Origin of the sequence: Paenibacillus tianjinensis (genome assembly GCF_017086365.1) — a bacterium.
In the GTDB taxonomy this organism is placed as follows: domain Bacteria; phylum Bacillota; class Bacilli; order Paenibacillales; family Paenibacillaceae; genus Paenibacillus_AQ; species Paenibacillus_AQ tianjinensis.
Genome location: NZ_CP070969.1, coordinates 1120475 through 1145427 on the forward strand (window position 1 = coordinate 1120475; position 24953 = coordinate 1145427).

Genomic DNA, 24953 nt, shown 5'->3' on the forward strand with positions numbered 1-24953 from the left:
ATGGGGAAAAGCCCTGTGTCGTTTGTTTTTTGTGCAAACAAGGAAAAAAGCGTACAACAAACAAAGCGCATAAAATATCCGCTTAAAAAATGTTCATATGAAATGAATTATGCTACTCTGTAGACGAAGCTAACGACTGATTTCCAGCGGATTTTGCGCGTATTCTGCTGTCCTGGGCGAAGGGATCGAATCGGCAAAATGTTTTTTCGAATCAGTGCTTCGACATCGGGCGGGGGTTCATCGTCCCGTGAGCGCAAGAAATGTCTACAAACATGAACGGCAACCGTGAAGTTGACTTGGTAAGGGTGGCGTTTATCCGTTTGGGAAATGACTACGTGCGAGGTAGTCATTTCAACGAAATTGTACAGGATCATTCTTGCGAATATCTCTTGGGCGATGGACTCTTGTTTCTTTGCGTGAAAACTCGTCAGTCCGACGGTATATTTTAAGGCCCTAAAAGAGGTTTCAATACCCCATCGCATGTTATAAATCGATTTGATCTCACCGGGTGGAAAATCAGCGGCAGAAAGATTCGTAATGACCGTTTCATAAACGCCGCTCGGCAGGATGAAACGAACTACCCGAAAGGAAATCGGGTAAAACAAGTTCTCCCGCAAATCCAAAAAATCAAAGGTAGATGTGGAAGGGACGAACTTGTATATTTCGGGAAGAGCCTTGACTTCTTTGGTTTGTTTTTTGGTAAGTGTCAGATGAATGTCAATATCAAACGCTCCACCAGAGGGCAGGCACAATCCGGATAGAATACCATTCGAACTCAAATCCTTAACCCGGACAACATAGTTCCACCCTTTGCGTTCCATATGCGCAAAATTGTTGTAACTTTCATACCCTCGATCGGCGATAACAATCGTTTTTCCTTGAATCGGGGAACGGTCAACCATAGCAGCCAGCGCCTTTCCCTCGTTACACAATCTTCGTGGCTGAACGATGGCATCTACGTAAAGTCTGTTGCATAAGTCATAGGCTGCGTTCAAATGCAGAAGGTTGTAGCCTTTCATATTCGGTTGACTTTGGAAATAGGTGTCCGTATCCGACCGGTCCGTTGCGATATGCAAATCCGAACCGTCAATGGCCAGTAATTGATACCCTCGGTAGCGCTTGATATCCGTATAGGACTCTGTAAATTTGTGAAACAAGAATTCTACAGCAGAGGGCAGGATTTTATTCCTCTGCTGGACAAAAGCAGAAGTGGTTGCGGTGGATACGTCGTAGCCCTGCGATTCCAAGAGTTCCTTATATAGGCTGTTTCCTCCCATAGAAATCAGGAGGTGCATAACCGTTTCAAAGGGCAGCTTTTTCTTTCGGGTAAAATCTTTTTCTGGGTTTTTGACAAAAGGTGCGGGTTCGGCTGACATTTCTCGGATGAGGGATGTCAGCGTTTCTTTTAGCGCATTTGCGTACTCATTCATTGGCGTAACCTCCTTGTTGTTTCAAGGGGCTTCGCCACACATTTTTATTTTTTTGTCAAGTCTTATTCTTCTTTTTGTGCAAAAAAAGAGCGGGCTATCTTTTCGATAACCTGCTCTTTTTCATAATTTTTGGCTCTATGCTTTAACTTAATGACATTGGCGGTTAGGGACATCCTTTTGTTGTTCCGGCCTATCACACTGTTACCGGAGAACCCGTGCCAGAGTGGAGCTTATTCACCGGTGATCACGGCGGCTTATGTCTTGGACGTTTGATTCTCCTTAGAGACGGGTAAGATTAGACAAACAACCCTAAGGAGAAAGGAAGTAATTCTTATGCTATGGGGATTAATCGGACTAGTTATTGTAGCATGGCTGTTAGGCTTTATCTTTAATGTGATGGGCGGTCTTATTCATATTCTGCTCATTGTCGCGCTGGTGCTGTTTGTGGTCAACCTGTTCCGGGGCCGTTCCCGGAATTAGCAGATACCCTTCAGATTATAAGTTACAGCGGGCTTAACCCGTTAAGAACTACGGTCTCTTGCAAACTAGAGGCTGCAGTTCTTTTTTTACATTAGAAAGTACAATATCATTTACTTATTGTAGTATTTAATAAAATCAACCATGGGGTGAGGAAATGAGAGAGAAGACCTTTGTACTGGCACCGGACTCCTTCAAAGAGAGCATGAGCGCCAAGGAAGTCTGCGTTGCAATGGAAAAAGGGCTGCGGAAGGTTTATCCCGAAGCTGAATATATTCATGTTCCGATGGCGGATGGCGGGGAAGGGACGGTGCAGTCACTTGTGGATGCTTCCGGCGGGCAGATGTATTCGAAGGAAGTGACGGGACCGCTGGGACAACCGGTTACTGCACAGTATGGTATTATGGGCGACGGCCTGACAGCAGCCATTGAGATGGCATCGGCCAGCGGAATCCAGCTCGTAGACAAGGCGGACCGCAATCCGCTGATCACCACCACCTATGGCACCGGCGAACTAATCAAGGAATGTCTCGACCGGGGGATCCGCAGCATCATTATCGGCATAGGCGGCAGTGCGACGAATGACGGAGGCACAGGGATGGCTGAGGCGCTCGGGGCAAAATTCCTTGATGCCGAAGGAAACGAGCTTCCGCGCGGAGGCGGCAGTCTGGGCCGGCTGGCCAGCATTGATATCTCGGCGCTTGATGAGCGGCTGCAGCAGGTTCAGCTGATGGTGGCCTGTGATGTGACGAATCCGCTGTGCGGGCAGCGGGGCGCATCTGTTGTATTCGGGCCGCAAAAAGGCGCTACGCCTGAGCGGGTCCGGCAGCTTGATGCCAACCTGGCACACTATGCGGACGTTGTAAAAGAGCAGCTGGGCAAGGACGTCCGCGACCTGCCGGGAGCAGGGGCTGCCGGAGGACTTGGTGCGGGACTTATGATCTTTACACAGGCGGTTCTGCAGCGGGGGATCGAGATTGTGATCGAGTATACCGGACTTAAGCAAAAGCTGGCTGCTGCCGATCTGGTATTCACCGGTGAAGGCGGTATGGACTTCCAGACCAAGTTCGGCAAAACACCTTACGGCGTTGCCTCCACCGCCAAAGCCAGCGGCAAAAGGGTCATTTCGCTGGCCGGCTACATCGGCGAAGGCATTGATACGCTGTATGCTGAAGGCATCGATGCGATCTTCGGCATCGTTCCCGGCGCGGGCGATCTGGAACAGCTGCTGAAGGACGGTCCGGCCAATGTCGAACGGACCTGTGAGAATATCGCCAGAGTGCTGAGGCTAAGCGAAGAAGCACCGTAACGGGCACGGGCATCAGGTAAAGACCCTCATCTGAACAAAATTATAAATGACCTCCGATTTTTGTTGTACATTTTTAGCAACCTTATCCAGATTTAACCGTCTATTGATTATAGCCATAACGATAAGGAGGGATTTCATGCACACTGCAAGAACATTAGGCAGAGTGGCGCTGACAGCAGCGATGCTGGTCCTTGCCGCCTGCAGCAATACTCCTGCAGCAGAACCGGACACTACGGCTACCCCTGCACAGACCGCACAGACTCAGATTGAACCGACTTCCAGCCCTTCAGAAAGTACCCCGCCGGAGAGTCAGCCCCCGGCTTCTTCGGCACCATCAGCTACGGCATCCATAGCACCGGCGGAACCTGTAGAACCTGTAGAACCTGAAGAGGGAATGCCTCCAACGGCGCTGGAATCGGCGAAGACGGTAATGAGAGCACTGAAAAACGGCAACATGGACACTTTGTCCGACTGGGTGTCCCGCGATAAAGGCGTACGGTTTTCACCGTATGCTTATGTAGATACTACAAAGGATCTGGTATTTAACCAGGAGGAAATAAAGGACTTGATGAAGGACCCGACCAAGCGGGTATGGAGAGAATTTGCAGGATCCGGCGACCTCATTGAGTTGACCTTTGCGGAGTATTACAAGAAATTTGTGTATGATGCAGACTTTATGAATAAGGCGGAGATTGCCTTGAATAAAGGTCTGGGCCAGGGGACAACGATAAACAACCTTAATGAGGTATACCCTGCTGACCGCTATGATTTTGTTGAATACCATATCAGCGGCCTGGATCCGAAATATGAGGGAATGGACTGGCGCAGCCTGCGGCTGGTCTTTGAGAAGATCGGGCAAGATCATGCACTTGTGGGCATTATACACGATCAATGGACACCCTAAGAATGGATCAACAATAAGCGGCTGCACCACCCTTTGGATAGGGCGGGCAGCCGCTTTTTGCTGTATATGTGCAGCTATGTGATGAGTTTGTCTTTAATTGATTTTTCTAAGATGGATCATTGTAGAATAGAGTTATACGGGAACGGGAGGGAGGCTGGACGATGAAGTTAAAGCTCATTGTTACCGGCGTAATCATGGTGACAAGATGACCAAAATAGACCGGATGCCGCCTGACCATATCTTGTTCACCATACAATAACGCCACACAAAACAGGCCGCATCTGCCCTTATTGAGTCAGATGCGGCCTGTATATATTCCAGCTTTATTTCGAGCTGTTGGACGTCGACGAACGGGTGGCTTCGGTCAACGATTTAGCAACTGCAGTGTATCCTTCCGGCAGGTAGGCTAAAGCCGATGCGCTGGAGATCACCTGCGGATACATTTTGCCAGGTTCAGGCTTAGTAACTTTGAAGTAGATCACAGCTGTCTTATTTTTGCCGAACTCGATCCGCTCGATGGACAGGCCGTAGCCCGGATTCGGCAGATTGCTGACAGTTACGGTAGCTTTATTAACGCCTTCGCCAGCTTTTTCAAGCTTCACATCTGCTTCGTATTCATAGGCCGGAGCGGGTGTGCTGTCATCCGGAGTAATTACTTCTTTGGCGAATTTCGCTGCATCATAAATCCATACCGCCGCTTCACTGCGGGTGACCGGATCGGTCGGACGGAAGGTATTGCCTTTGCCTAAAGTGACAATATGCGTGTTGACCAGAATCTGCAGGCTGCTCATCTGCTCTGTAGTCAGCTTGTCGCCATCCGAAATGTTGGCATACATCATCGTTACCGGGAAATTGCCTTTGCTCTGAAGCGCCTGGGTCAGCAGGTGTGCGAACTGGGCACGGGTAATTGTGCTGTTAGGGTCAACCGTACGGTCCAGGGATAAGCCGTTCTGCTTGGCCGTTATGAAGGCGGCTGCATACCAGGACTTATCCTTCACTTTGTCGAAGTAGTCGCTTGCTTTGGCCGAGCCGCTAGTCGGGGTCAGCTTCAGGCCGCTGACGATAAACTGGATACCTTGGGCGAAAGTTACTTTTGCCTTCGGTGCAAACATATCACTTGTCACCCCGTTAACAATCCCTTCACTGTGCAATGCATTGATTTTTGCTTCGGCGGCATTGCCCTTCATATCGGAAAAGGCAAAAGCCGATGTTCCCAAAGATACACTTGCTGCCAGGATCCCGCACGCTATCGTTAGTTTTTTAGCGTTCGTCTGGAAGGATAATTTCTTCATTGTGCCTCACCTCTTATTCTCATAGATGGTCCAAAGCCGCAAAAGGTTGCAGGCCGGTATAAATTAATTGTAAATTTTAACGGTCAGCCGCGCACATCCTCCAGTTCTTCGCTCCTGTGCGTATTATCGCCAATTTCGGAACCTGTCCATTCATTGAACAAAAGCGGGGTTTCGCAGTACACTTAGAAAATGGCAGCGCTATTATATACTTATTAAAGCTCATGACAGGAGAACATAGATGAATCAGCAGCAACGGACAGAACGGATGAATATCGGGATTTTTGCCCATGTCGATGCCGGGAAAACGACTACGACGGAGCATATTTTATATGAAAGCGGACGCATCCGCGCCTTGGGCAGTGTGGATAGCGGAACAGCGGTGACGGATTCGATGGAGGTGGAGCGGCAGCGGGGAATCTCGGTGCGGGCGGCACTGGCCTCCTTTACCTGGCAAGGAGTGGAGGTGAACCTGGTGGATACGCCGGGGCATGTCGATTTTTTGTCTGAGGTGGAGCGGAGTCTGCGGGTAATGGACTGCGCGGTCCTGATTCTGTCGGCGGTTGAAGGGGTGCAGGCGCAGAGCGAGATGATCTGGAATGCGCTGCGCAAGCTTGGGATTCCTACGCTGATTTTTGTGAATAAAATGGACCGGACCGGCGCTGATCCGGAGGCTGTGCTGGCACAGGCGCGCACCTATCTGTCCGGGGACATTATTCCGGTGCAGCAGCCGCTCGGGAAGGAGCAGGAATACTCAGGTGCGGCGGATCTATGGAACGCACATGCGGACACCGCTGCACAGACTGAACTGCTGGAGGCGCTGGCGGAACGGGATGAGGCGCTGCTGGAACTCTACATGGCAGGCGGGGAGCCGGATCTGTCTAATTGGAAAAGAGAGATGCAAGCAGCTTCCGCCGCAGGGCGCTTGTTCCCGCTCGTGTACGGTGTGGCCGCCAAAGGTCTGGGTATAACGGAGCTGCTGAACGCCATGATCGACTACTTCCCCCGGGCAGGCGGCGATGCTTCACAGCCGTTGTCCGGCCTCGTATACAATATTCAGCGGGACAAAAGCATGGGCCGTATGGCCTTCGTCCGCCTCTACCAAGGCACGATCCGCAACCGTGATACGGTAACGAACTACTCCCAGGAGGTTCAGGCCAAAGTCACGCAGATCCGCAAAGTGGAGGGCGGCCGCACGGAGGATATCGGGGCACTTACAGCTGGCGACATTGCGGTGGTCTACGGCCTGTCCGGCGTGCGGATCGGTGACGTGCTGGGCAGCCCGGATGCTATTCCGCAGGAGGCGAAGCTGGCTGTGCCGCTGCTGACCGTGCGTGTATTCTGGGAAGCGGGCACCGACGACCACAAGGTGATCGGTGCGCTGCAGGAGCTGGCGGATGAAGATCCTCAGCTGGGTGCAGAGTGGCTGCCAGAGGAACGCGAGCTGCATATCAAGGTGATGGGGCCGATCCAGCTGGAGGTGCTGGACAGTGTGCTGGAGAGCCGTTATGGCCTGAAGGTTACCTTCGGCCCGCCGTCAGTGATCTATAAAGAAACGCCAAACGGCACCGGCGAAGGGTACATCGCCTACCTGATGCCGAAGCCGTGCTGGGCAATTCTGCGCTTCCATATTGAGCCGGGTCCGCCGGGTAGCGGACTGGTATATGAATCGGTTGTGCGCAGCTCCGACCTGCTGCCGCAGTACCAGAACGAGACCGCACGCCGCGTACCGGAAGCGCTGCAGCAGGGGCTCTACGGCTGGGAAGTCACCGACCTGAAGGTGACCCTGGTGGAGGGGAACCACCATGTGTGGCATACTCACCCGCTGGATTTTGCCGTAGCCACGCCGATGGGCATCATGGACGGGCTGAACCGGATCGGCACCCGGCTGCTGGAGCCCATCCTTGCCGTACGCATCGTTGTGCCGGAGGAGAACGCCGGCCGCGTGATGAACGACCTCGTGCAGATGCGCGGCAGCTTTGAGCCACCCGTTCTGCAGGGGGAACGGATGATCATTGAGGGCCGGCTGCCGCTGGCGACGTCACTGGATTATCCGGTGAAGCTCAGCTCCTATACGAAGGGGCGGAGCACCTTCACTTCCGCTTTTGCCGCCTATGAGCCATGCCCGCCGGATGTCCATGCCGAGCGCACCCGCCGGGGGGTGAACCCGCTCGATCAGGCGAAGTACATCCTGAGTGTGCGGAAGGCGCTGCAGGGTTAGCCTCCCCCAGATAGAATAGTGAATAGGGCGATGGTAAAGTTGAAATGTGGCAGCACAGCCACCCCTTACCCCCGCCTGTCTACGTGAAAATCCGCTAACAGAATAGGAGGCGTTGTCTTTGCGGCGACTGCTTACGCTGGCTTTCAATCTGTCTTTAAGTTTTGCAATACTATCCGGCTGCACTGCAACACAACAGGAGAATCTGACCGAACAATTGCCGGAGACGGTTCCTTATCCGGAAACCACCCCCGCTGAAGCAACAGAACCAGCTCCGGCCACCCAGCCGGATCCGAAGTCTGATTATGCGATCTCGCTAAAGGGTACCCTGCTGTCTCTGCATGACAGCCATGACGAGGTGGATTTGCCAGCCCTCCTGGGCACCCCTCTGACCAAAAAGACATATACGCTACAGAATGCTGATACACTAACGGGTTCATTTTTGCAGGAGGTAACGTTTCCGGGACTGGAAGTGCAGCTCTTCTCACCGAAGCAGGATGGCAAGTCCTTTTGGATCATGAATATGCGGATTACAGACCCCGCCTATGTTACTTCCAAGGGATTGCGTGTCGGGATGCGGCTTAAGGACTTGAAGACTGTATATCCGGATATCCAGGCTAACAACGGTAATGATGCTGATCCGGAAAATAGCACGTATGAGATTGGATCACAGGAAACCTATGACTACGCCCGTTATGAAATGAAAGAGGGGGTTATCCGAGAAATCTATCTCCACCATGATATTCCTTAAAAAGAGTACTTCCGGCGCGCCTCTGTCCGGGTGAAGGACAGATTTCTCCGGCGGGATGAGATTAGTGTGGTTACAATAAGTTCTAAATGTTTATTATCCAGTAAATAAACAATGTGATGACTGAATAGACTACATTATTTGATGATAAGGAGTTTTGTAAATGGTCATCTGGGGAACGCTCATTTCAATTGTAACCGCTGTTATTTTGTCCGCGTTTATCGGCCCTTACGGGCTGCTGACGCTGCTCGCTGTAGGTTTTGGTTTCCTATTCAGTATCCACTCCAGAATCCGGGATGTTCAGAATGATCTGCAGCAGATCAAGCAGAAGCTGGGTATAACGGACACCGTCGAGTCTGCGGTGAGCAATGAGGAGATTGAAGCGGAGCTGGAGCAGGGGATGGCGATGGAGAAATAGAAGGAGTAAGACAAGAAAGGTGCAGAAATACGGCCAGTTTATTTGAAACGGTTGCACACGGGGACGGAGGCAGCAGAGTGCGCACGATTATATATTTTATCCGCCACGCGGAATCGCTTTATGCTGAAGGGCAGGAGCGGTCAAGAGGGTTATCTGAACGAGGAATGGGTGATGCACTCCGGGTCCAGACCATTTTGCAAAATGAATCGGTTAATGGGTTTGTCTCCAGTCCCTATGAGCGGGCGGTGCAGACGATTAAGCCGCTGGCGGATGCTATGCGCAAGGATATTATTATTGTAGAAGACCTGAGGGAAAGAACAATCGGGGATATCGGCGGACTGAGCTTTCCGGCGGCTAAGCAAAGGGTGTATCAGGACTTCCACCTGGCGTATGCGGATGGCGAATCCAGCGCTGCGGCTCAGACCAGAGGGGTGCAGGCGCTGGAACGGCTGTTGGAGGAGTATGGAGGCATGACCCTGGCGCTCGGAACCCACGGCGATATCATGACGCTGATGCTGAACCATTTTGATCCCCAGCAGTTTAATTACGATTTTTGGAAGTCTACCTCTATGCCGGATATTTATAAGGCGGAGTTTGAGGGTAAGCGGCTGTTGAGTGTGGTCAGAGCATGGGAATAACGGCCCTGATAATAATAAGATTTAAACACCCTTGAATGAAAATTCAGGGGTTTGTTTAGGTTCGACCCTAAATAAGCAGCTTTACTTCACTCCGTTACGTCATCCACCGCCTTTTTCCGCGCCCGGAACCGCCGTACTTTCATCAGATTCCCGCAGAGCTTATCATCGCAATAGCGCTTTGAGCGGTTGCGGGTATCGTCATAGTACACCCAGAGACAGTCGGGATTATCGCATATGCGGATACGGGAAGTCTCTTTCTCCAGCAATACTCCGGCAAAAGAAGCTGCGATCTCGGCCATGATCTGGCCCCAATCGCTACGCTGCGGCAGGAGAGAGAGCTCCGGCGGCTTGTCAGGCTTCTGCACGATTTGCCGGATGGACGGGCCTTCAGCCATATATCTGTTCAGCTGGTCCAGCAGCGTCTGATCTGGCTGAGCACCCTGCACCAGCTTTTGGACTTCCGCCCACAGCAAGCTGCGCAGTTCCTTGAGCTTTTGCAGTTCGACTGCCACAGGTGGCGCTGCCGCCGGCAAATCATGCTGCGCCAGCCACTCTGCCAGCCACTGCTGATCCTCAAGCCGGTCCTTGTCATGGCTCCGGTCGCCTGTCCGCCAATCCCGCCAGTAGCTGTTAATATAATCCTCCCACAGCACGGTACACTCCTCCTTTCGTACTCATTCTTTCCCCTGATTGTAACAGCTAAAACCTATCTTTACTAGTTACTTGAATCCTCAGCAGATATATGCTACATTTCTAATGTAACGATTATGACCGTATTTAAGTGGTTACAAAAAACTTGCAGGAGGTACGACATGCAGAATAAGATCAGTGATGTTTTGCTGCAGAACTGGGATTATGCCATGGATATCGAGGATTGGGCACCGCCGCTGAGCGCTGCGCTGGAGGGTGTGAATGCGGAACAGGCCAGCTGGAAGCCGGGCGAAGCAGGCAACTCGATCTGGGAGACTGTCAAGCATCTGACCTACTACAAGGAACGGCTGCTGATCAAGCTTAAAGGGCTGCCGAAGCTTCCGGATTTAGAGAGTAATGATGCTACGTTTACGGTGACCGAAAGCGGGGAAGAGGCATGGGGACAGGCGGTTGCCAAGCTGAAATCCGTCCACGCCTCCTTGCGGGAGATTATTGAGGCGCTGGAAGAAGGCGCTTATGACTGGGGCGGTTCAGGGCATGCTCCAGGAGAAGAAGTGATGAGCCTGATCCTGCATGATTGCTACCATACCGGACAGATTGTGCTGGTCCGTAAGCTGCAAGGCTCCTGGCCTTCGCACCGCAGCTTTAGCTAAATAACCACTGCTGCACATCATGCCGCATCTTTTACTGCCTGGATCAATCCGGGCAGCAGAGGTGCGGCTATTTGTTTCAAGCAGAAAAATCCGGGGTTAATGGATGCTATAACAGCTTGAATTTGAAGGGAGAGATTGATGATGGAACCGAATTACAAGGACAGAAGTGTTGAAGTGGAACGCACGGAGGTAAGCAAGCACTCGGATTCCAGCGTTGTCGCATCCACCTTTATCAAATACGCCGCGTATATTATTATCATTTTCGGAATTCTGTTCTTCCTTGTGAGATACGTCTTCCCGATGTTCTAATTGCCGGATGACTCTCCGGCCAATCAAAAAGCCGCGCCTATCTCTGCGGTAGACGCGGCTTTTGCTTTACATTCTTAGCCGTCGGATTCTTATACTTCCCTGTGAACGTAGTCACGGGATTCACCGGAATTGCGGTAAAAGAACCAGCATTCGTTCAGCATTTTGATCTGGCGCCGGTCTTTTTTGAAATAAGCCTTCATGAGCTGATGGCAGAGCCACTGCGGCAAGTGTACCCCTCCTCTAAGCATGCTTCCTATGTACAGATAGCATATGGGGAAAGGTGCCCAAAGGTGCGGCGGAGGTTAGCGAACCGGCAGATTCTGCTGTAAAAAAGGCTTAATGCACGCCTTCTTCTTCCTCTTCGTACCACTGCTCCAGCTGCGCCTGCAGCGCGCGGATCTCCGTCAGCAGCGAGATAAGCGGATAATTATTCTCTTGAATGGAGGCAAAGGCGCTCTCCAGCCGGTTAATATATTCCAGTCCTGATTCCAGCCTGTACCCTTCACGCAGAAGCTCCAGGGAATCGCATTCGGCAACCGCCAACGGCAGGTCCGGCACATTCTCCGCGGTCAGCTTGTCGATCTCTTTATTGAGGCGAAGATTAAGCGCGCTCAATTGGTAAGCATATTCCTCAGGCATTTCAACAAACTGCAGTTCCTGGTGCTGCTGCAAAATTACATACCGCATTTTCGGCATAACTCAGTCTCCCTCCGTACTTGTCTTCCTTCTTGACAGTTTAGCCTATGGGCAAGTTACAATTCAAGTAGAGATGTTATTTTAAGTAGGAGAGGACTTGTGGGAGAACGCTATGACCAGTATGAGCATGAGCAATGAAGAGCTGCAGCAGTGGATTGAACGGGTATCGCTCAGCAGCTTTGGCGTGCCGTTCCGGCACAAGGCCAGCTTTAACAGCAGACTTACGACGACGGGCGGACGGTACTTTACCAAAAGCCATAATATAGAGATTAATCCGCAGCAGCTTGCCATGTATGGACATGAAGAGACAGAGAAGATAATTAAGCATGAACTCTGTCACTATCATCTGCATCTGGCGAAGCGGGGATACATGCACCGGGATGCCGATTTCAAAAGCCTGCTGGCCCAGGTCGGCGGAAGCCGCTATTGCCAGAGTCTGCCCGGAGCCAAGGCGCGTAAGCCCCAGCCTTACCGCTATAAGCTGGTATGCACCGCCTGTTCTACCGAATATCCGCGCAAGCGCCGGGCTGATCCGAAACGTTACCGCTGCGGTAACTGTGCAGGCAAGCTGAAGCTGGTCGCCCTGGAAGAAGGCAAAGGTCCGGTTACTTGATCACGAGACCGAGCAGTCCGGCGAAGGAAGCCGCCTGATCCGCCGAAATGATGCAGCCCGGCAGATCCTCTATGTCCACCAGCAGTCCGGTGAATTCACAGCTGCTTAGGTCCGTATCCTTCAGCCTGACGCCGGCCATGACAGCCTGATCAATCTTGCATTCCTCGAACGATACCTTTTGGAAGATGCTCTGATAGTAATCGCTGCTAACCAGTGAACTTTGCTCGAAGGAGATCAGCTTCAGATTCCCGAACCGGAAGCTGGCAAAATCGCAGATCGACCCGGTCACCCGGACGTTCTGGAACCGTGCCCTGGTAAAGTCTGTTCCGATCATTTTGCATTGTCTGAATTCTGTCCGGTGGACGAAGGCTTCGCTGAAATTTACGTTCGAGAGGTCGCAGTTCTCAAAGATCACATCCGTCAGCTCGATACCGCGGAGTGAGGAGTCGCTGATGATTACATTTTTGAAGAATACTTTATCGAAGGAGACCTTGTCCGCTTCCTGATATTCGAGCTGTACATCGCTGATGAGGCAATTGCTGTATTCCTCTTTGGTCTCTAGCAGATCTATCTGCTGCAGCGGCAAAAGAGCGGGGTCAGAGATTTTGGGAAGATCGATTTTGTCCTTCATATGAACCTCCAATTGTAGGTAACGAACTTTTATTAATGAAGATTACCTTTGTCTGGTAATTATTATGCAGTAAACTCTTCTCTGGTTGCAAACAAATGCTACACTTGTCCCTTCAACCTTACTTTAGCTGCCCCATCCCCAGATTAACCCGGTAATTTCCAAACTCCAGCAGCTCATCCAAAAAAGCATTCAGCGCCACCTGATCCGTAAGGCGGACGCGCATCCAGTAGCAACCTTCCCCGCTGACCCGGTGCAGCTCAGCCACACTGTCATGGTTCTTCGCAAACTGCTGGAAAGGGGGATGGGCGGCATTCGAGCTTAAAAAAACCGTGATAAAGGCAAGTAGGCTCTGTCCGATTTTGCTTGGATTCCAGCGGACGGTGTAGCCTTCGATGATCTCCAGCTCGCGCATTCTGCGGATTCGTGCGCCTACAGCCTGCCCGGTCATATGTACCTTTTTGCCAATTTCCTTATGGCTGAGCGTCGAGTCTTCAATAAGATATTGCAGAATACAGTAATCCGTATCGTCGATCAGGTAGGAAGTCATTGTCATTAATCCTTTCCGGATGAAAGTAGAAGAGGCCGATCTCTTTCGCACCGCAATTTATAATGCAGGTTAGACATTCTATAATGAATTGTAGCAGAAGACAGCCTGAAGGAAGAGGTGCTTATGATGAAAATTCAACTAATCCGCAATGCGGCCCTATGGCTCGAATACGGCGGAATTACGTTTCTGATCGATCCGATGCTCAGTGAAAAGGGGGTTAATCCGCCGATCGTAAATACAGAGAATGACCGCAGAAATCCGCTGGTGCCCCTGCCTGGTCCGGTACAGCAATGGCTGGCTCCGGATGCCCTGCTCGTGACCCACCTGCACCAGGATCACTGGGATGCGGCAGCAGTTTCGCTTTTACCGCATGATCTGCCTTTACTCTGCCAGGAGGGGAATCAGGAACAGATTGCTGAACAAGGATTTATCAATATCACAGTAGTGCCTGATCAGCAGCCGCTTACCTTTCAAGGGGTAACCTTAACACGTATTGGCGGACAGCATGGCACCGGATCCATCGGAGAGCTGATGGGCAAGGTGTCCGGCTTTATTTTCCGGGCTGAAGGCGAACCTGTGCTGTATTTGGCCGGAGACACGATCTGGTGTGAGGAGGTCAAGGAGGCACTGGACGGGCATAGTCCTGACATAATTATCGTAAACGCCGGCGGCGCGCGGTTTGTAACAGGCGGTCATATCACGATGGATGATCAGGATGTAGTGAATGTATGCCGCTATGCACCAGCCGTATCCGTGATCGCCGTGCATATGGATGCAATCAACCACTGCATGGTTACCCGTGAAATGCTCAAAGCCTGTCTGGAGCAAGAGAATTTGCTGGAGCGCGTAGCTCTTCCGCAGGACGGAGAATGGGTTGAATTATTGACAGTATAGCTTCATATATAGTAGTAGAAGTATGGAGAACAGCCGGAGGATTCGCTTCCAGATGTAACCGTTTCTAAAAATCCACCCATCCGCTTGACGGGACCACAAAATCATGATAAATTATTTCTTGTTCATGTTAATGTTCCCTGATAGCTCAGTTGGTAGAGCACTCGACTGTTAATCGAGTTGTCACAGGTTCGAGTCCTGTTCGGGGAGCCATTTACTTGGAGAGATACCCAAGTGGCTATAAGGGGACCCTCTGCTAAGGGGTTAGACTGCGTAAGCGGTGCGAGGGTTCGAATCCCTCTCTCTCCGTTCGAAATTTACTTACTGTATGAAGAGCTCCTGATCGCGGGAGCTTTTTTTTATTATCTACCTATGTAATTTCTAAATCTCCCCCTCAGGGAGATTTTTTTGTTGGGGGTATAAGTCTTTTGTCAGCTACTCTAACGCAAAAACTATAGTATACTACAGGATACTATTTTATTCTACCAATGCATCTCGGTGACCCTTTAATAAATTGAAGGATTGAAGCTGTAAAGAGACAAATGTTATATTATTTGCGCAAAAATAAAGTATTGTATTAGAAAAGGAAAGAAATCTCAAAAAGAATGATCTCCGAAATCCTCTGGTTTACTCCGTATTCCTCCTTATTTTGTGATTTTATTAAAACACCTCACTTATATTTTACAATCATTGTTATATTATCTTACACCAATTTTCGAATTTTATATTAAAAACACACTTTTTTAGTGACGGGCAAATAACCCTGTGTTAATATAAATAACATCTTAGAGGGAAAAACAGAATGTAAGGCAGAGAAAGGGGAATTTTAACTATTATGAGAAAAGGGGATGGCGATGGAGTACTTCATTCAGCAACTCATTAACGGGATTTCCGTGGGCAGCATTTATGCTCTGATCGCCCTTGGCTACACAATGGTTTACGGGATTATCAAGCTGATCAATTTTGCACACGGCGATGTATTTATGGTCGGATCATTTATCGGGCTATACAGCGCCAAATATCTGGCGAATGCCGGTTTTCCTCCGGTAGTAGTGCTGCTCTTATCGCTGATTATCTCGATGACCATGAGTGCTCTGCTGGGGATTACGATTGAACGTCTGGCCTATAAGCCGATTCGTAAATCTACGAGGATCGCGGCGCTGATTACTGCAATTGGCGTATCATTCTTACTGGAATATGTCGGAGTCCTTATTCTTGGACCGCAGGCACAGGGTTTTCCAGATATCATGGTTAAGAAACAATATGAGTTATTCGGAAGTTCGATCCAGGTTGATTCGAATCAGGTCATGATTCTGATTACAACGATCGTCTTAATGCTTATTCTGCAATATATCGTACGTTATACTAAGACCGGCAAAGCTATGCGGGCGGTTTCGTTCGATATGGAGGCGGCGCGATTGATGGGGATTAACGTAGACCGCACAATATCGGCAACCTTCGCGATCGGTTCGGCACTCGCTGCAGCTGCCGGCGTAATCTTCGGTATGACTTACAACTCCGTGGATCCGCTCATGGGTGTTATGCCGGGACTCAAAGCCTTCGTGGCCGCAGTGCTTGGAGGGATCGGTAGCATTCCGGGGGCTCTTGTAGGCGGACTGCTGCTGGGAACGGTTGAGACTGAAATTTCATCGCTGGGTTATTCCTCCTGGCGTGATGGTGTGGCTTTTGCCGTGCTGATTCTGATCCTGATCTTTAAACCATCCGGGCTGTTTGGCAAGAATGTCCGGGAGAAAGTGTAGGTGGAGAACAGCATGAAAAAAATGAATACAAAATTCTGGATGGGCATTATTCTTGCCTTAGCGTTCTATGGAATCGTTCAAGTTCTTCTAACAACGGGAATTTTTAATGATGTAACCAGATCTATGTTGCTCCTGATCGGTGTCAATGTGATGCTGGCCGTCTCGCTCAACCTGATTAACGGGATTACGGGACAGTTCTCCATTGGGCACGCCGGGTTTATGTCTGTAGGTGCCTATACCTCGGCTATTCTGACGCTTGACTATGACGTGCCGTTCATTCTGGCCATTGTGGCGGGCGGAGTTGTAGCTGCACTATGCGGCGTGCTGATCGGGATGCCGACCCTTCGGCTGAACGGTGACTATCTGGCTATTGCAACGCTGGGATTCGGCGAGATTATCCGGATTATCCTGTTAAATACGGAATATGTCGGCGGAGCTTCGGGGCTCAGCGGAATTCCGGCCAAGTCGACATGGACCATTATTTTCTTCTTTGCTCTATTCACTATCATTCTAATTAATAACTTTATCCGTTCTACACATGGCCGGGCTTGTCTGGCTATCCGTGAGAATGAAATTGCCGCAGAGGCAATGGGGATCAATACGACAATGTATAAGGTTATTGCCTTTACCATCGGCGCGTTGTTTGCCGGTATGGCTGGCGGCCTGTCTGCTCATACCTTCTATGTCATCACTCCGGGCAGCTTTAACTTCCTGAAATCATTCGAAATTCTGGTAATGGTCGTTCTGGGTGGGCTAGGCAGTACGGCGGGCTCAATCGTTGGTGCAGTCTTCGTTACCCTGTTATACACCTATCTCCGTGAATTCCCGGAATGGCGGATGATCATTTATTCGATCGTTCTGATTATGATGATGATTTTCCGTCCGAGCGGCCTGCTCGGCAAAACCAAAATCAATTTCGGCAAGCTTGGTAAAAAGGAGGCAAAGCCAAATGGCAGCATCAGCGACAGCAGTACTCCTTGATGTTCAGGGGGCCAGCCGTTCCTTTGGAGGCCTCAAGGCGCTTAGCGAAGTTTCCCTTCATATTAACAAAGGGGAGTTGATCGGTCTGATCGGACCGAACGGTGCCGGGAAGACAACCTTATTCAATCTGTTAACCGGGGTGTATCCGCCCTCGACCGGTAAGATCATGCTTAATAATGAGTCGGTTGGCGGAATGAAGCCCTTTAAGATCAATCATAAAGGAGCAGCGCGTACCTTCCAGAACATCCGGTTGTTTACGGCGATGACGGTGCTGGAAAATGTAAAGATTGCTTTTCATCAGCATGCCAGACATTCATTGTTCAGCTCCATGCTCCGGTTGCCGAAGCATTTCAAGGGAGAACAGGAGATCACCCGAAAAGCGATGGATATTCTGAAGATATTCAATCTCGCGGATCAAAGTGAAGAAACAGCCGGAAATCTTAGCTACGGGAATCAGCGGCGCCTTGAAATTGCCCGTGCGCTAGCAGCCGGTCCTAAGCTGCTGCTGCTCGATGAGCCGGCGGCTGGTATGAATCCGAATGAGACGCGGGATCTGATGAATCTGATTGCCTGGATCCGCGAAGAATTCGATCTGACCATTCTCCTGATTGAACATGATATGTCGCTTGTAATGGGTGTCTGCAACCGGATCTATGTCTTGGACCGCGGAATACTTATTGCCGACGGAACTCCGGTAGAGATCCGGAATAATCCGAAGGTTATTGAAGCGTATTTGGGACAGGAGGCGTAAAGGCGATGCTTACAGTACAGGGAATCAATGTTTACTATGGAGCCATTCACGCACTGAAGGATCTCAGTATCAAGGTAAACCAGGGGGAGATAGTGACACTGATCGGCGCTAACGGGGCTGGTAAGTCGACACTCCTTAAGACACTTTCCGGGCTGCTTAAGCCGAAGAGCGGGAGCATTGAATTCCTCGATAAATCGATTGCGAACCAGAGTGTGCAGGCGATTGTGAAGCAGGGGCTGATTCATTGTCCTGAAGGCCGGCGTGTGTTCGCCAATATGTCCGTTGAGGAGAACCTTGAACTTGGCGCTTATTTGCAGGATGGAAAAACGCTTGCCGCCGATTTCGAGAGAGTGTATAACACGTTTCCGAGACTCCGCGAACGCAAGAAACAGCAAGCCGGAACCTTGTCCGGAGGGGAGCAGCAGATGCTGGCCATGGGCCGCGCCATCATGGGACATCCTAAGCTTCTTTTGCTGGATGAACCTTCTATGGGCCTTGCTCCGCTGCTGGTTCAGGATATTTTCAAAATCATTCAGGAAGTCAATGCGGCTGGAACGACTGTGCTGCTGGTTGAGCAGAACGCACACCAAGCGCTCAAAATTGCCCACCGCGCCTATGTGCTGGAAACCGGAAGAGTGGTTCTGGAGGGAGACGCCAAGGAACTGGCGGATTCAGAAGAAATCAAAATGGCTTATCTTGGCCACTAGGCAGACTTACCTCATACGGCATCAAAGATCCAACATATAAAAAAATTATATTATCAGGAGGCTGGGAGAAACTATGAAGAAAATTGGGGCCATTATTTTGTCGACCGTACTGACTGCGGTGTTAGCATCAGGCTGCGGCAACAACAACACAGAGAACAGCAGTAACTCTGCAAACGGCGGAAATGCTGCCGGAGGCACAATCAAAATCGGTGCTGACCTTGAACTCACAGGCGGCCAGGCTTCTTTCGGCGACTCCGCATCTAAAGGGGCTAAGCTGGCTGTACAGCAGATTAACGAAGCCGGCGGTATTCTGGGCAAGCAGCTGGAATTGGTCGTAGCCGACAATGCCTCGAAATCTGAGGAAGCTACGCAGGCTGCACAAAAGCTGATTACCAACGATAAAGTAGTTACGATTATCGGTGCTTCCACCTCGACCAACACACTGGGTATCGTTCCCGTAGCCACTGAGAAAAAAATTCCTCTCGTAGCTGTTGGAGCCACCAACCCTAAAGTAACCGTTGATGAACGGAGCGGCGATGTGAATGAATGGGTATTCCGCGCAGCATTCATCGACCCTTTCCAAGGCCAGGTTATGGCTAACTTTGCGACCAACAACCTGAGCGCCAAAACTGCTGTAATCTACACAGACACATCAAGTGACTATTCGAAGGGTCTGCAGAAATTCTTTGAAGAAACATTCAAAGCGAATGGCGGGGAAGTACTGAGCCAGGAATCCTACCAGCAAAAAGACTCTGACTTCAAAGCTGTGCTGACACGTATTAAAGAAGCTAATCCGGATGTAATCTATCTGCCGGGCTATTATGAAGAGGTAGGTAAAATCGTGAAGCAGGCCCGTGAAATGGGGATTACGGTACCTTTCCTTGGCGGCGACGGCTGGGATTCCCCTCAATTGGCGGAAATCGCAGGTGCAGCAGCGCTAGAGAACACTTATATGTCCAATCACTATTCGCCGGAAGATACTGCTACTGAAGTAACCTCGTTCGTCGAAGCTTACAAAGCTGCGAATGGCGGCGCGGTACCGGATGGTATGGCTGCTCTTGGATACGATGCACTTAAATTGGTTGCTGACGCGATCACCCGTGCGGGAGAAGCTGACCCTGCCAAGATCAAAGAGGCTCTGGCTGCAACGAAGGATCTGCAATTGGCTACTGGTAAAATCACATTGAATGAAACCCATGACCCGGTTAAAGCTGCGGTCGTGCTGAAATTCGTCAACGGCGTACAAACTTTTGAAGCAAAAGTTAATCCATAAGCGATTCTTCCGCATAGGATATGGGGAATGAACATTAAGGACTACAATTAATTTAGGTGAGAAGTGGGGAGCCTAGTGCTCCCTGAATCACCTTGGCTGTGAAGAGAAAGGCTCAGTGGTGAGCCTTTTTTTCGATGAACATGAAGTACATCTCCATCAAACTATGAGGAGGAACAGGCATGATTATCGGTGTACCCAAAGAGATCAAAAATAACGAGAACCGTGTAGCGATCACCCCGGCGGGAGTGGAAGCCCTCCGCAAAGCAGGTCATGAGGTGCTGGTCGAGCAATCGGCCGGTATTGGCAGTGGCTTCACTGATAAGGAGTATCTGGATAAGGGTGCACGTATTCAATCCTCAGCGGCAGAAGTGTGGAATCAGGCAGACATGGTCATTAAGGTGAAGGAGCCATTGCCTGAAGAGTACAGCTATTTTCGCAAGGAGCTTATTTTGTTCACATACTTGCATTTAGCTCCCGAAGCGGGTCTAACGCAGGCGCTGGTTGATAGCGGGGTGACGGCAGTAGGCTACGAAACCATTCAACTGGAAGACGGCTCCTTGCCTCTGCTGATTCCAATGAGCGAGGTGGCCGGACGGATGGCGGTACAGATTGGAGCTCAGCTGCTGGAGAAGCCGCATGGCGGCAAGGGAGTTCTGCTGGGCGGTGTTCCAGGAGTGCAGCCGGGCGAAGTGGTGATCGTAGGCGGGGGCATCGTAGGCACGAATGCGGCGAAAATGGCGCTGGGGCTGGGTGCGCGGGTGACTGTGCTTGATTCGAATGCCGGCAGGCTCCGTTATCTGGATGATACTTTTGGCGGGCGTCTGGTTACGATCATGTCGGATTCCTATCATCTTGAACAGGCGGTACGTAAGGCAGATCTGCTGATTGGGGCCGTCCTTATCCCCGGTGCCCGTGCACCGAAGCTAGTAAAAGAGTATATGGTGCAGCAGATGGGAGAAGGCTCGGTTATTGTGGATGTAGCGATTGACCAGGGCGGGTCCATTGAGACTATCGACCGGATTACCACCCATGAGAATCCTACCTATGTGAAGCATGGGGTGGTACATTATGCTGTGGCTAATATGCCGGGAGCGGTTGCCCGCACCTCCACGCTTGCACTCACCAATGTGACGATACCTTATGCACTGCAAATTGCTAATTCGGGTATCCATAGAGCAGTGCTGGAGAATCCGGCGCTTGCCCGCGGGCTTAACGTTGTCGCCGGACATGTGACGAATGCAGCGGTTGCACAAAGCCTTGGATATGAGGCAGTAGACGGTGTGGCATCTCTGGCTGTGTATGGCGTATAGCAGACAGAAAAAGTCAGTATTCTTTAATAGTCAGGTAGCATGTTGAGCGGGGAGAGCGGTGTCTGATCGGGCCGTTACTTCCCGTAAATTTTTTATTCAAAAAAAGCTTGTCAAATTGCCCGGGGTTTGATATACTCATTTTTGTTGTGGTAATAACATAACTTGCTAAGCATGGCTCGTTGGTCAAGGGGTTAAGACACCTCCCTTTCACGGAGGTAACATGGGTTCGAATCCCATACGAGTCACCATATGCGGTAGTGGTGGAATGGCAGACACGCTATCTTGAGGGGGTAGTGGGTGTATACCCGTGGAGGTTCGAGTCCTCTCTACCGCATACATAAAAGGAACGGAAACCTTGATTTCAAGGATTTTCGTTCCTTTTTTCTTTTTACCTTTTTAGGGCTCCGGCGTATTTGGGATACAGCTGACGGATACAATCCGGGCAGATGTCATGGGTGAATTGCAGGGATAGCTGGAACTGAAGATAACGTTCGACCGATACCCATTCCTCTTTGCTATTCCGGACGGATTTGCAGGAGGCACAGATCGGAACAAGGCTGCTGGAGAGATGCCGGGGACGCAAGGGATGGCAGACGCGGACAGGATCAGCCGGGCGGATCTCGCCAGGGCCGCTGTCATGTATGGAAAGTGCGAGTGTCTGCAACCCGGCAGACTGCCCGGTCAGAAGCGGAAAGGCGTCCAGGCGGAATACTCTGCCCGCCTTATCAGGGGTGAGGAGGATGAATTCTGAGCTTGTGACCAGGCGCCCGCCCTGAAGGATATGCTGTATGGACTCGTTCAGAGCTGTGAGCTGGACAGGGATCGCGATCCACTCTTCAAAAAGCTCCAGGTAATGAGCTCCAATCCGTTCATTTGCTGGAGAGAATCCATAGGAATGGCGGAATTCCTTCCAGCGATCACTGATAAATATGATGAATCCATAGCTGTCGATAGCAAGGAGGTTATGTGGGAGAGTGTTAAGTAAAGAGGTAAGGGAAGAAGATAAGCTCAATGGCAAGGTTATCGCTCCTTGAATTCTTGCAGGATGGGAAGTTAAGATGGAGGCAGGCCCAGAAGCTGCGAAATCTGACGGCGGTAGCGCTCAGCCTTCCGTGTGCCATGGATTAGATTGGACAAGCGATAAGGCGGAATTCCGTATAATTCACAGAATTTCTTCTGGTCCAGCTGCATTTCTGTCAGACGCTGTTTAATAGCCCAGCCATAGGGGGTCACGGGACGTTTGCTGTTCAACAGGCTTCACCTCTTATCGACCATCTAGCACTATGGTATAATAGCGTACAATAATATTAACTAATTATATACTTTTTTACGTCATTTTACAATATAAATTACGTTATTACGTGAATATGATGTAGTGGAAGGCGGTTGGCCGATGTCATCTATATACGAGCGGATAGAATTCCTAATTAAGCAAAAGGGGCTTACGAAGAAGTCCTTCTGTGAGCAATTGAATATTAGCACAGGCAATATGGGAGATTGGAAAAGGGGGAAGTCCACGCCGGGAACCCATAAGCTGATCGAGATCGGCGCTTTTTTTCATGTGAGTCTGGATTGGCTGATTCTGGGCAAAACTACAGCTGAAACGGTGCGCGAAGGCGGCGGGGAGTATTCGTCTGCCCAAATGCGGCAACACAGTTGCCAAACTGAAGAGCTGCTGCCCAACGAGCAGGAGTTCATCAAGGAATATATTGAATTTACCCGGTACCGCAGGCAGAAGCAGGCCGACGGAAATTCCTGAAGGGTATCTTTACATTTTGTGAAATCCGTTTTATAATATTGAATGTTGGCCTCCGACAAAGCTTTAACATTGTACACACCGCGCGGTAGTGGTGGAATGGCAGACACGCTATCTTGAGGGGGTAGTGGGTGTATACCCGTGGAGGTTCGAGTCCTCTCTACCGCATACTATGATGAAACCTGAAATTCCTTGATTGCTAAGGGATTTCAGGTTTTTTTCGTTACTCTGCATCCAAGCTTTCCCGGCCCTGGTCGCTATCCTTATTGTGCTCATGCAATGTGTTTTATTAGATAAAAGAGAGACGCTTCGCACATGGCAAATGCCGTATGTGAAGCGTCCCTTTTGGGTAAGGATAATAAAATGTATCTAGTCCAGCAGTTTAGCAATATCAGCCTCAATCTGATCCGGTGTGGTCTGCGGCGAAAACCGCTTCAGTACACGGCCCTCCTGGTCGACCAGGAATTTGGTGAAGTTCCATTTGACACTCTTTGAGCCAAGCAAGCCCGGAGCTTCTTTGGACAGGTATTTGAAAAGCGGATGCGCGTCGTCGCCCTTTACATCAACCTTTTCATACATCGGGAAGGTTACTCCGTAATTCATTTCGCAGAATTCAGCGATCTCCTCGCTTTCCCCCGGCTCCTGTCCGGCAAATTGATTGCTTGGAAAGCCGAGCACTTCAAAACCGCGGTCCTTGAATTTATCGTATACCTCTTGAAGCCCTTTGTACTGTGGGGTGAATCCGCATTTACTGGCTGTGTTCACGACGAGCAGCACTTTACCTTTGTACTTCGACAGCGATTCTTCTTGTCCGCGCAAGGTGTTGGCTTCAAAATCATAAATGCTCATGAATCTGGCCTCCCGAATATAAATTTATCACAATTTAATTTTACACCATTTATCACAGGATGCAAGCCGCTGAGGTGTGACAACATTGTATTTTCGTTTCAAATAATGACCATTGTTTAAGGTTTAAGTATGCGCGAATAAAAAATAGGTTCAAAAGGAGAAGATCAACAATGACAACATTGAAAATGAAGGCTTTGTACACAGCTACAGCTACAGTCCGCGGCGGACGTGAAGGTTCTGTGGAATCGTCGGACGGTGCTTTGAAGCATGACTTGAAAATGCCCAAGGAGCTAGGCGGACCTGGAGGCAATGGCACCAATCCGGAGCAGCTGTTTGCGGCAGGGTATGGAGCCTGTTATGAGAGTGCACTTGCCAATATTGCCCGTAAAGAGGGCGTGAAGCTTCAGGATGTGGTGGTTACTTCCAACGTGCTGATCGGCAAGGACGAAAGCGATGGAGGGTTCAAGCTGGCGGTGAAGCTGGATATCAGCCTGCCGGGCATTGAACGTGCGAAGGCGGAGGAGCTTGCGGCAAAAGCACATGAATTCTGTCCATACTCCAAAGCGACCCGCGGGAATATTGAAGTTGAATTAAATGTAATCTAAGAGCGGTATAAACTCATATTCCTGGGAATAATGGCTAAATAGAGACGGATAGCAGATATGAGTAATAAATAGCGGGCGGCAGCGCGTACTTTGGTTGACATCACCCCCAAAATTCTTTAATATGTCTAAGTATCTGTTAAAGTTGCGTGCGCTACTAAATACCAAAAATTTAAATAATGGGTGATGAAGATGTCTTACAGACCGAAAATTACGAATGTGACCAAAGCCAGCAGCAATGATAAAGAAGGCTTGTACGAATTTATTATTAAGACTGCTGACGGAACACAGTGCCGCGCGTTCTACAGTCGGTTTCCGGAATGGAAAATGACGAACATCAGCCGCCTGCTTAAAACCCCATGCCCGGTTTGCCGTAAAGATTTCATCTGCAAATGCATGGAAGCATTCACAGCTGATTTTGAAGGACAAATGATCGGGGACGAATGGATCGACAAGGCGATTGCCGAATAATTAAACGGACGGACGAATGAGAGCGCGGGAGCTATCCCGCGTTTTTGTTTTCCTTGAATTAGGTTAGGTCC

General features: G+C 50.1%; 30 protein-coding genes and 5 tRNA genes. 25 read left to right on the plus strand and 10 right to left on the minus strand.

The window, feature by feature from the left end:
• Positions 1 to 107: 107 nt before the first annotated feature.
• The gene (locus tag JRJ22_RS04835) at positions 108 to 1430 is read right to left on the minus strand and encodes an IS4 family transposase (RefSeq protein WP_206101841.1); all 1323 of its coding nucleotides are present in this window, start codon (positions 1428 to 1430) and stop codon (positions 108 to 110) included.
• Between the two features lie 333 nt (positions 1431 to 1763).
• On the opposite strand from JRJ22_RS04835, the gene JRJ22_RS04840 reads away from it, so the two are divergent.
• The 3 genes from JRJ22_RS04840 (at position 1764) to JRJ22_RS04850 (ending at position 4120) form a co-directional block, all read left to right on the plus strand.
• Complete coding sequence (locus JRJ22_RS04840; RefSeq protein WP_206103480.1) at positions 1764 to 1910, plus strand: lmo0937 family membrane protein; 147 nt, start codon at positions 1764 to 1766, stop codon at positions 1908 to 1910.
• 154 nt (positions 1911 to 2064) lie between these two features.
• Positions 2065 to 3216: a glycerate kinase family protein gene (locus JRJ22_RS04845; protein WP_206103481.1), complete on the plus strand. Its 1152-nt coding sequence runs from the start codon at positions 2065 to 2067 to the stop codon at positions 3214 to 3216.
• Between the two features lie 136 nt (positions 3217 to 3352).
• Complete coding sequence (locus JRJ22_RS04850) at positions 3353 to 4120, plus strand: hypothetical protein (protein ID WP_206103482.1); 768 nt, start codon at positions 3353 to 3355, stop codon at positions 4118 to 4120.
• A 323-nt stretch (positions 4121 to 4443) separates the two neighbouring features.
• On the opposite strand, the gene JRJ22_RS04855 is transcribed toward JRJ22_RS04850, so the two are convergent.
• Complete coding sequence (locus JRJ22_RS04855) at positions 4444 to 5412, minus strand: S-layer homology domain-containing protein (RefSeq protein ID WP_206103483.1); 969 nt, start codon at positions 5410 to 5412, stop codon at positions 4444 to 4446.
• A gap of 238 nt (positions 5413 to 5650) precedes the next feature.
• Here JRJ22_RS04855 and JRJ22_RS04860 point away from each other — a divergent pair, with 238 nt between their 5' ends.
• The 4 genes from JRJ22_RS04860 (at position 5651) to JRJ22_RS04875 (ending at position 9431) form a co-directional block, all read left to right on the plus strand.
• Positions 5651 to 7630 carry a GTP-binding protein gene (locus tag JRJ22_RS04860; RefSeq protein ID WP_206103484.1) on the plus strand — a complete coding sequence of 660 codons (1980 nt, stop codon included), beginning with the start codon at positions 5651 to 5653 and terminating at the stop codon, positions 7628 to 7630.
• A 118-nt stretch (positions 7631 to 7748) separates the two neighbouring features.
• The gene (locus JRJ22_RS04865; protein WP_206103485.1) at positions 7749 to 8378 is read left to right on the plus strand and encodes a hypothetical protein; all 630 of its coding nucleotides are present in this window, start codon (positions 7749 to 7751) and stop codon (positions 8376 to 8378) included.
• Positions 8379 to 8538: 160 nt separating this feature from the next.
• Positions 8539 to 8793: a hypothetical protein gene (locus JRJ22_RS04870; RefSeq protein WP_206103486.1), complete on the plus strand. Its 255-nt coding sequence runs from the start codon at positions 8539 to 8541 to the stop codon at positions 8791 to 8793.
• Between the two features lie 77 nt (positions 8794 to 8870).
• The gene (locus JRJ22_RS04875; protein ID WP_206103487.1) at positions 8871 to 9431 is read left to right on the plus strand and encodes a histidine phosphatase family protein; all 561 of its coding nucleotides are present in this window, start codon (positions 8871 to 8873) and stop codon (positions 9429 to 9431) included.
• Between the two features lie 86 nt (positions 9432 to 9517).
• Here JRJ22_RS04875 and JRJ22_RS04880 read toward each other — a convergent pair whose 3' ends face one another.
• Positions 9518 to 10084 carry a CGNR zinc finger domain-containing protein gene (locus JRJ22_RS04880; protein ID WP_206103488.1) on the minus strand — a complete coding sequence of 189 codons (567 nt, stop codon included), beginning with the start codon at positions 10082 to 10084 and terminating at the stop codon, positions 9518 to 9520.
• Between the two features lie 159 nt (positions 10085 to 10243).
• Here JRJ22_RS04880 and JRJ22_RS04885 point away from each other — a divergent pair, with 159 nt between their 5' ends.
• On the plus strand, positions 10244 to 10735 hold the full coding sequence (locus JRJ22_RS04885) for a DinB family protein (RefSeq protein ID WP_206103489.1): 492 nt from the start codon (positions 10244 to 10246) through the stop codon (positions 10733 to 10735).
• A 138-nt stretch (positions 10736 to 10873) separates the two neighbouring features.
• Positions 10874 to 11044, plus strand: a complete 171-nt coding sequence (locus JRJ22_RS04890; protein WP_206103490.1) for a hypothetical protein — start codon at positions 10874 to 10876, stop codon at positions 11042 to 11044.
• An 89-nt stretch (positions 11045 to 11133) separates the two neighbouring features.
• Here JRJ22_RS04890 and cmpA read toward each other — a convergent pair whose 3' ends face one another.
• The gene (gene cmpA / locus JRJ22_RS04895) at positions 11134 to 11271 is read right to left on the minus strand and encodes a cortex morphogenetic protein CmpA (protein ID WP_108721961.1); all 138 of its coding nucleotides are present in this window, start codon (positions 11269 to 11271) and stop codon (positions 11134 to 11136) included.
• Positions 11272 to 11380: 109 nt separating this feature from the next.
• Entirely contained in the window at positions 11381 to 11740 is a 360-nt protein-coding gene (locus JRJ22_RS04900; RefSeq protein ID WP_206103491.1) for a hydrolase/acyltransferase, read from the minus strand.
• Between the two features lie 127 nt (positions 11741 to 11867).
• Between JRJ22_RS04900 and JRJ22_RS04905 the strand changes: the two genes are divergently transcribed.
• Entirely contained in the window at positions 11868 to 12353 is a 486-nt protein-coding gene (locus JRJ22_RS04905; protein WP_206104979.1) for a SprT family protein, read from the plus strand.
• On the opposite strand, the gene JRJ22_RS04910 is transcribed toward JRJ22_RS04905, so the two are convergent.
• Together JRJ22_RS04910 and JRJ22_RS04915 are read right to left on the minus strand one after the other, a co-directional pair.
• Positions 12346 to 12984 (minus strand): pentapeptide repeat-containing protein, encoded by a 639-nt coding sequence (locus tag JRJ22_RS04910; protein WP_206103492.1) that lies wholly within the window; start codon positions 12982 to 12984, stop codon positions 12346 to 12348. The two genes, JRJ22_RS04905 and JRJ22_RS04910, sit on opposite strands and share 8 nt — an antisense overlap.
• A 118-nt stretch (positions 12985 to 13102) precedes the next feature.
• Positions 13103 to 13531, minus strand: a complete 429-nt coding sequence (locus JRJ22_RS04915; RefSeq protein WP_206104980.1) for an Lrp/AsnC family transcriptional regulator — start codon at positions 13529 to 13531, stop codon at positions 13103 to 13105.
• Positions 13532 to 13657: 126 nt separating this feature from the next.
• Here JRJ22_RS04915 and JRJ22_RS04920 point away from each other — a divergent pair, with 126 nt between their 5' ends.
• The 11 genes from JRJ22_RS04920 (at position 13658) to JRJ22_RS04970 (ending at position 21538) form a co-directional block, all read left to right on the plus strand.
• The gene (locus JRJ22_RS04920) at positions 13658 to 14425 is read left to right on the plus strand and encodes an MBL fold metallo-hydrolase (RefSeq protein WP_206104981.1); all 768 of its coding nucleotides are present in this window, start codon (positions 13658 to 13660) and stop codon (positions 14423 to 14425) included.
• A 134-nt stretch (positions 14426 to 14559) separates the two neighbouring features.
• Positions 14560 to 14635 (plus strand) — tRNA-Asn (locus tag JRJ22_RS04925).
• Positions 14636 to 14642: 7 nt separating this feature from the next.
• Positions 14643 to 14731 (plus strand) — tRNA-Ser (locus JRJ22_RS04930).
• A gap of 545 nt (positions 14732 to 15276) precedes the next feature.
• A complete protein-coding gene (locus JRJ22_RS04935; RefSeq protein WP_206103493.1) occupies positions 15277 to 16182 on the plus strand; it encodes a branched-chain amino acid ABC transporter permease in 906 nt (301 codons plus the stop codon).
• A 12-nt stretch (positions 16183 to 16194) separates the two neighbouring features.
• Complete coding sequence (locus JRJ22_RS04940; protein WP_206103494.1) at positions 16195 to 17163, plus strand: branched-chain amino acid ABC transporter permease; 969 nt, start codon at positions 16195 to 16197, stop codon at positions 17161 to 17163.
• Complete coding sequence (locus JRJ22_RS04945) at positions 17132 to 17914, plus strand: ABC transporter ATP-binding protein (RefSeq protein ID WP_206103495.1); 783 nt, start codon at positions 17132 to 17134, stop codon at positions 17912 to 17914. The genes JRJ22_RS04940 and JRJ22_RS04945 overlap by 32 nt, the downstream gene beginning before the upstream one ends.
• A gap of 5 nt (positions 17915 to 17919) precedes the next feature.
• The gene (locus JRJ22_RS04950; RefSeq protein WP_206103496.1) at positions 17920 to 18621 is read left to right on the plus strand and encodes an ABC transporter ATP-binding protein; all 702 of its coding nucleotides are present in this window, start codon (positions 17920 to 17922) and stop codon (positions 18619 to 18621) included.
• A 73-nt stretch (positions 18622 to 18694) separates the two neighbouring features.
• Positions 18695 to 19894 carry an ABC transporter substrate-binding protein gene (locus tag JRJ22_RS04955; RefSeq protein ID WP_206103497.1) on the plus strand — a complete coding sequence of 400 codons (1200 nt, stop codon included), beginning with the start codon at positions 18695 to 18697 and terminating at the stop codon, positions 19892 to 19894.
• Between the two features lie 179 nt (positions 19895 to 20073).
• Positions 20074 to 21204: an alanine dehydrogenase gene (gene ald / locus JRJ22_RS04960; RefSeq protein WP_206103498.1), complete on the plus strand. Its 1131-nt coding sequence runs from the start codon at positions 20074 to 20076 to the stop codon at positions 21202 to 21204.
• Between the two features lie 173 nt (positions 21205 to 21377).
• Positions 21378 to 21452 (plus strand) — tRNA-Glu (locus JRJ22_RS04965).
• 3 nt (positions 21453 to 21455) lie between these two features.
• Positions 21456 to 21538, plus strand: a tRNA-Leu gene (locus tag JRJ22_RS04970).
• Positions 21539 to 21592: 54 nt separating this feature from the next.
• On the opposite strand, the gene JRJ22_RS04975 is transcribed toward JRJ22_RS04970, so the two are convergent.
• Positions 21593 to 22222 carry a hypothetical protein gene (locus JRJ22_RS04975; RefSeq protein ID WP_206103499.1) on the minus strand — a complete coding sequence of 210 codons (630 nt, stop codon included), beginning with the start codon at positions 22220 to 22222 and terminating at the stop codon, positions 21593 to 21595.
• Positions 22223 to 22257: 35 nt separating this feature from the next.
• Positions 22258 to 22455 (minus strand): XRE family transcriptional regulator, encoded by a 198-nt coding sequence (locus JRJ22_RS04980; RefSeq protein ID WP_206103500.1) that lies wholly within the window; start codon positions 22453 to 22455, stop codon positions 22258 to 22260.
• Positions 22456 to 22597: 142 nt separating this feature from the next.
• On the opposite strand from JRJ22_RS04980, the gene JRJ22_RS04985 reads away from it, so the two are divergent.
• Both JRJ22_RS04985 and JRJ22_RS04990 read left to right on the plus strand, forming a co-directional pair.
• Positions 22598 to 22963, plus strand: a complete 366-nt coding sequence (locus tag JRJ22_RS04985; RefSeq protein ID WP_206103501.1) for a helix-turn-helix domain-containing protein — start codon at positions 22598 to 22600, stop codon at positions 22961 to 22963.
• An 82-nt stretch (positions 22964 to 23045) separates the two neighbouring features.
• Positions 23046 to 23128: transfer RNA gene (locus JRJ22_RS04990), tRNA-Leu, on the plus strand.
• A 201-nt stretch (positions 23129 to 23329) separates the two neighbouring features.
• On the opposite strand, the gene JRJ22_RS04995 is transcribed toward JRJ22_RS04990, so the two are convergent.
• Positions 23330 to 23809 carry a glutathione peroxidase gene (locus JRJ22_RS04995; RefSeq protein WP_206103502.1) on the minus strand — a complete coding sequence of 160 codons (480 nt, stop codon included), beginning with the start codon at positions 23807 to 23809 and terminating at the stop codon, positions 23330 to 23332.
• A 185-nt stretch (positions 23810 to 23994) separates the two neighbouring features.
• Here JRJ22_RS04995 and JRJ22_RS05000 point away from each other — a divergent pair, with 185 nt between their 5' ends.
• Both JRJ22_RS05000 and JRJ22_RS05005 read left to right on the plus strand, forming a co-directional pair.
• Positions 23995 to 24414 (plus strand): Ohr family peroxiredoxin, encoded by a 420-nt coding sequence (locus JRJ22_RS05000; protein WP_269751884.1) that lies wholly within the window; start codon positions 23995 to 23997, stop codon positions 24412 to 24414.
• A gap of 189 nt (positions 24415 to 24603) precedes the next feature.
• A complete protein-coding gene (locus JRJ22_RS05005; protein WP_054939250.1) occupies positions 24604 to 24882 on the plus strand; it encodes a hypothetical protein in 279 nt (92 codons plus the stop codon).
• Positions 24883 to 24953: the final 71 nt, after the last annotated feature.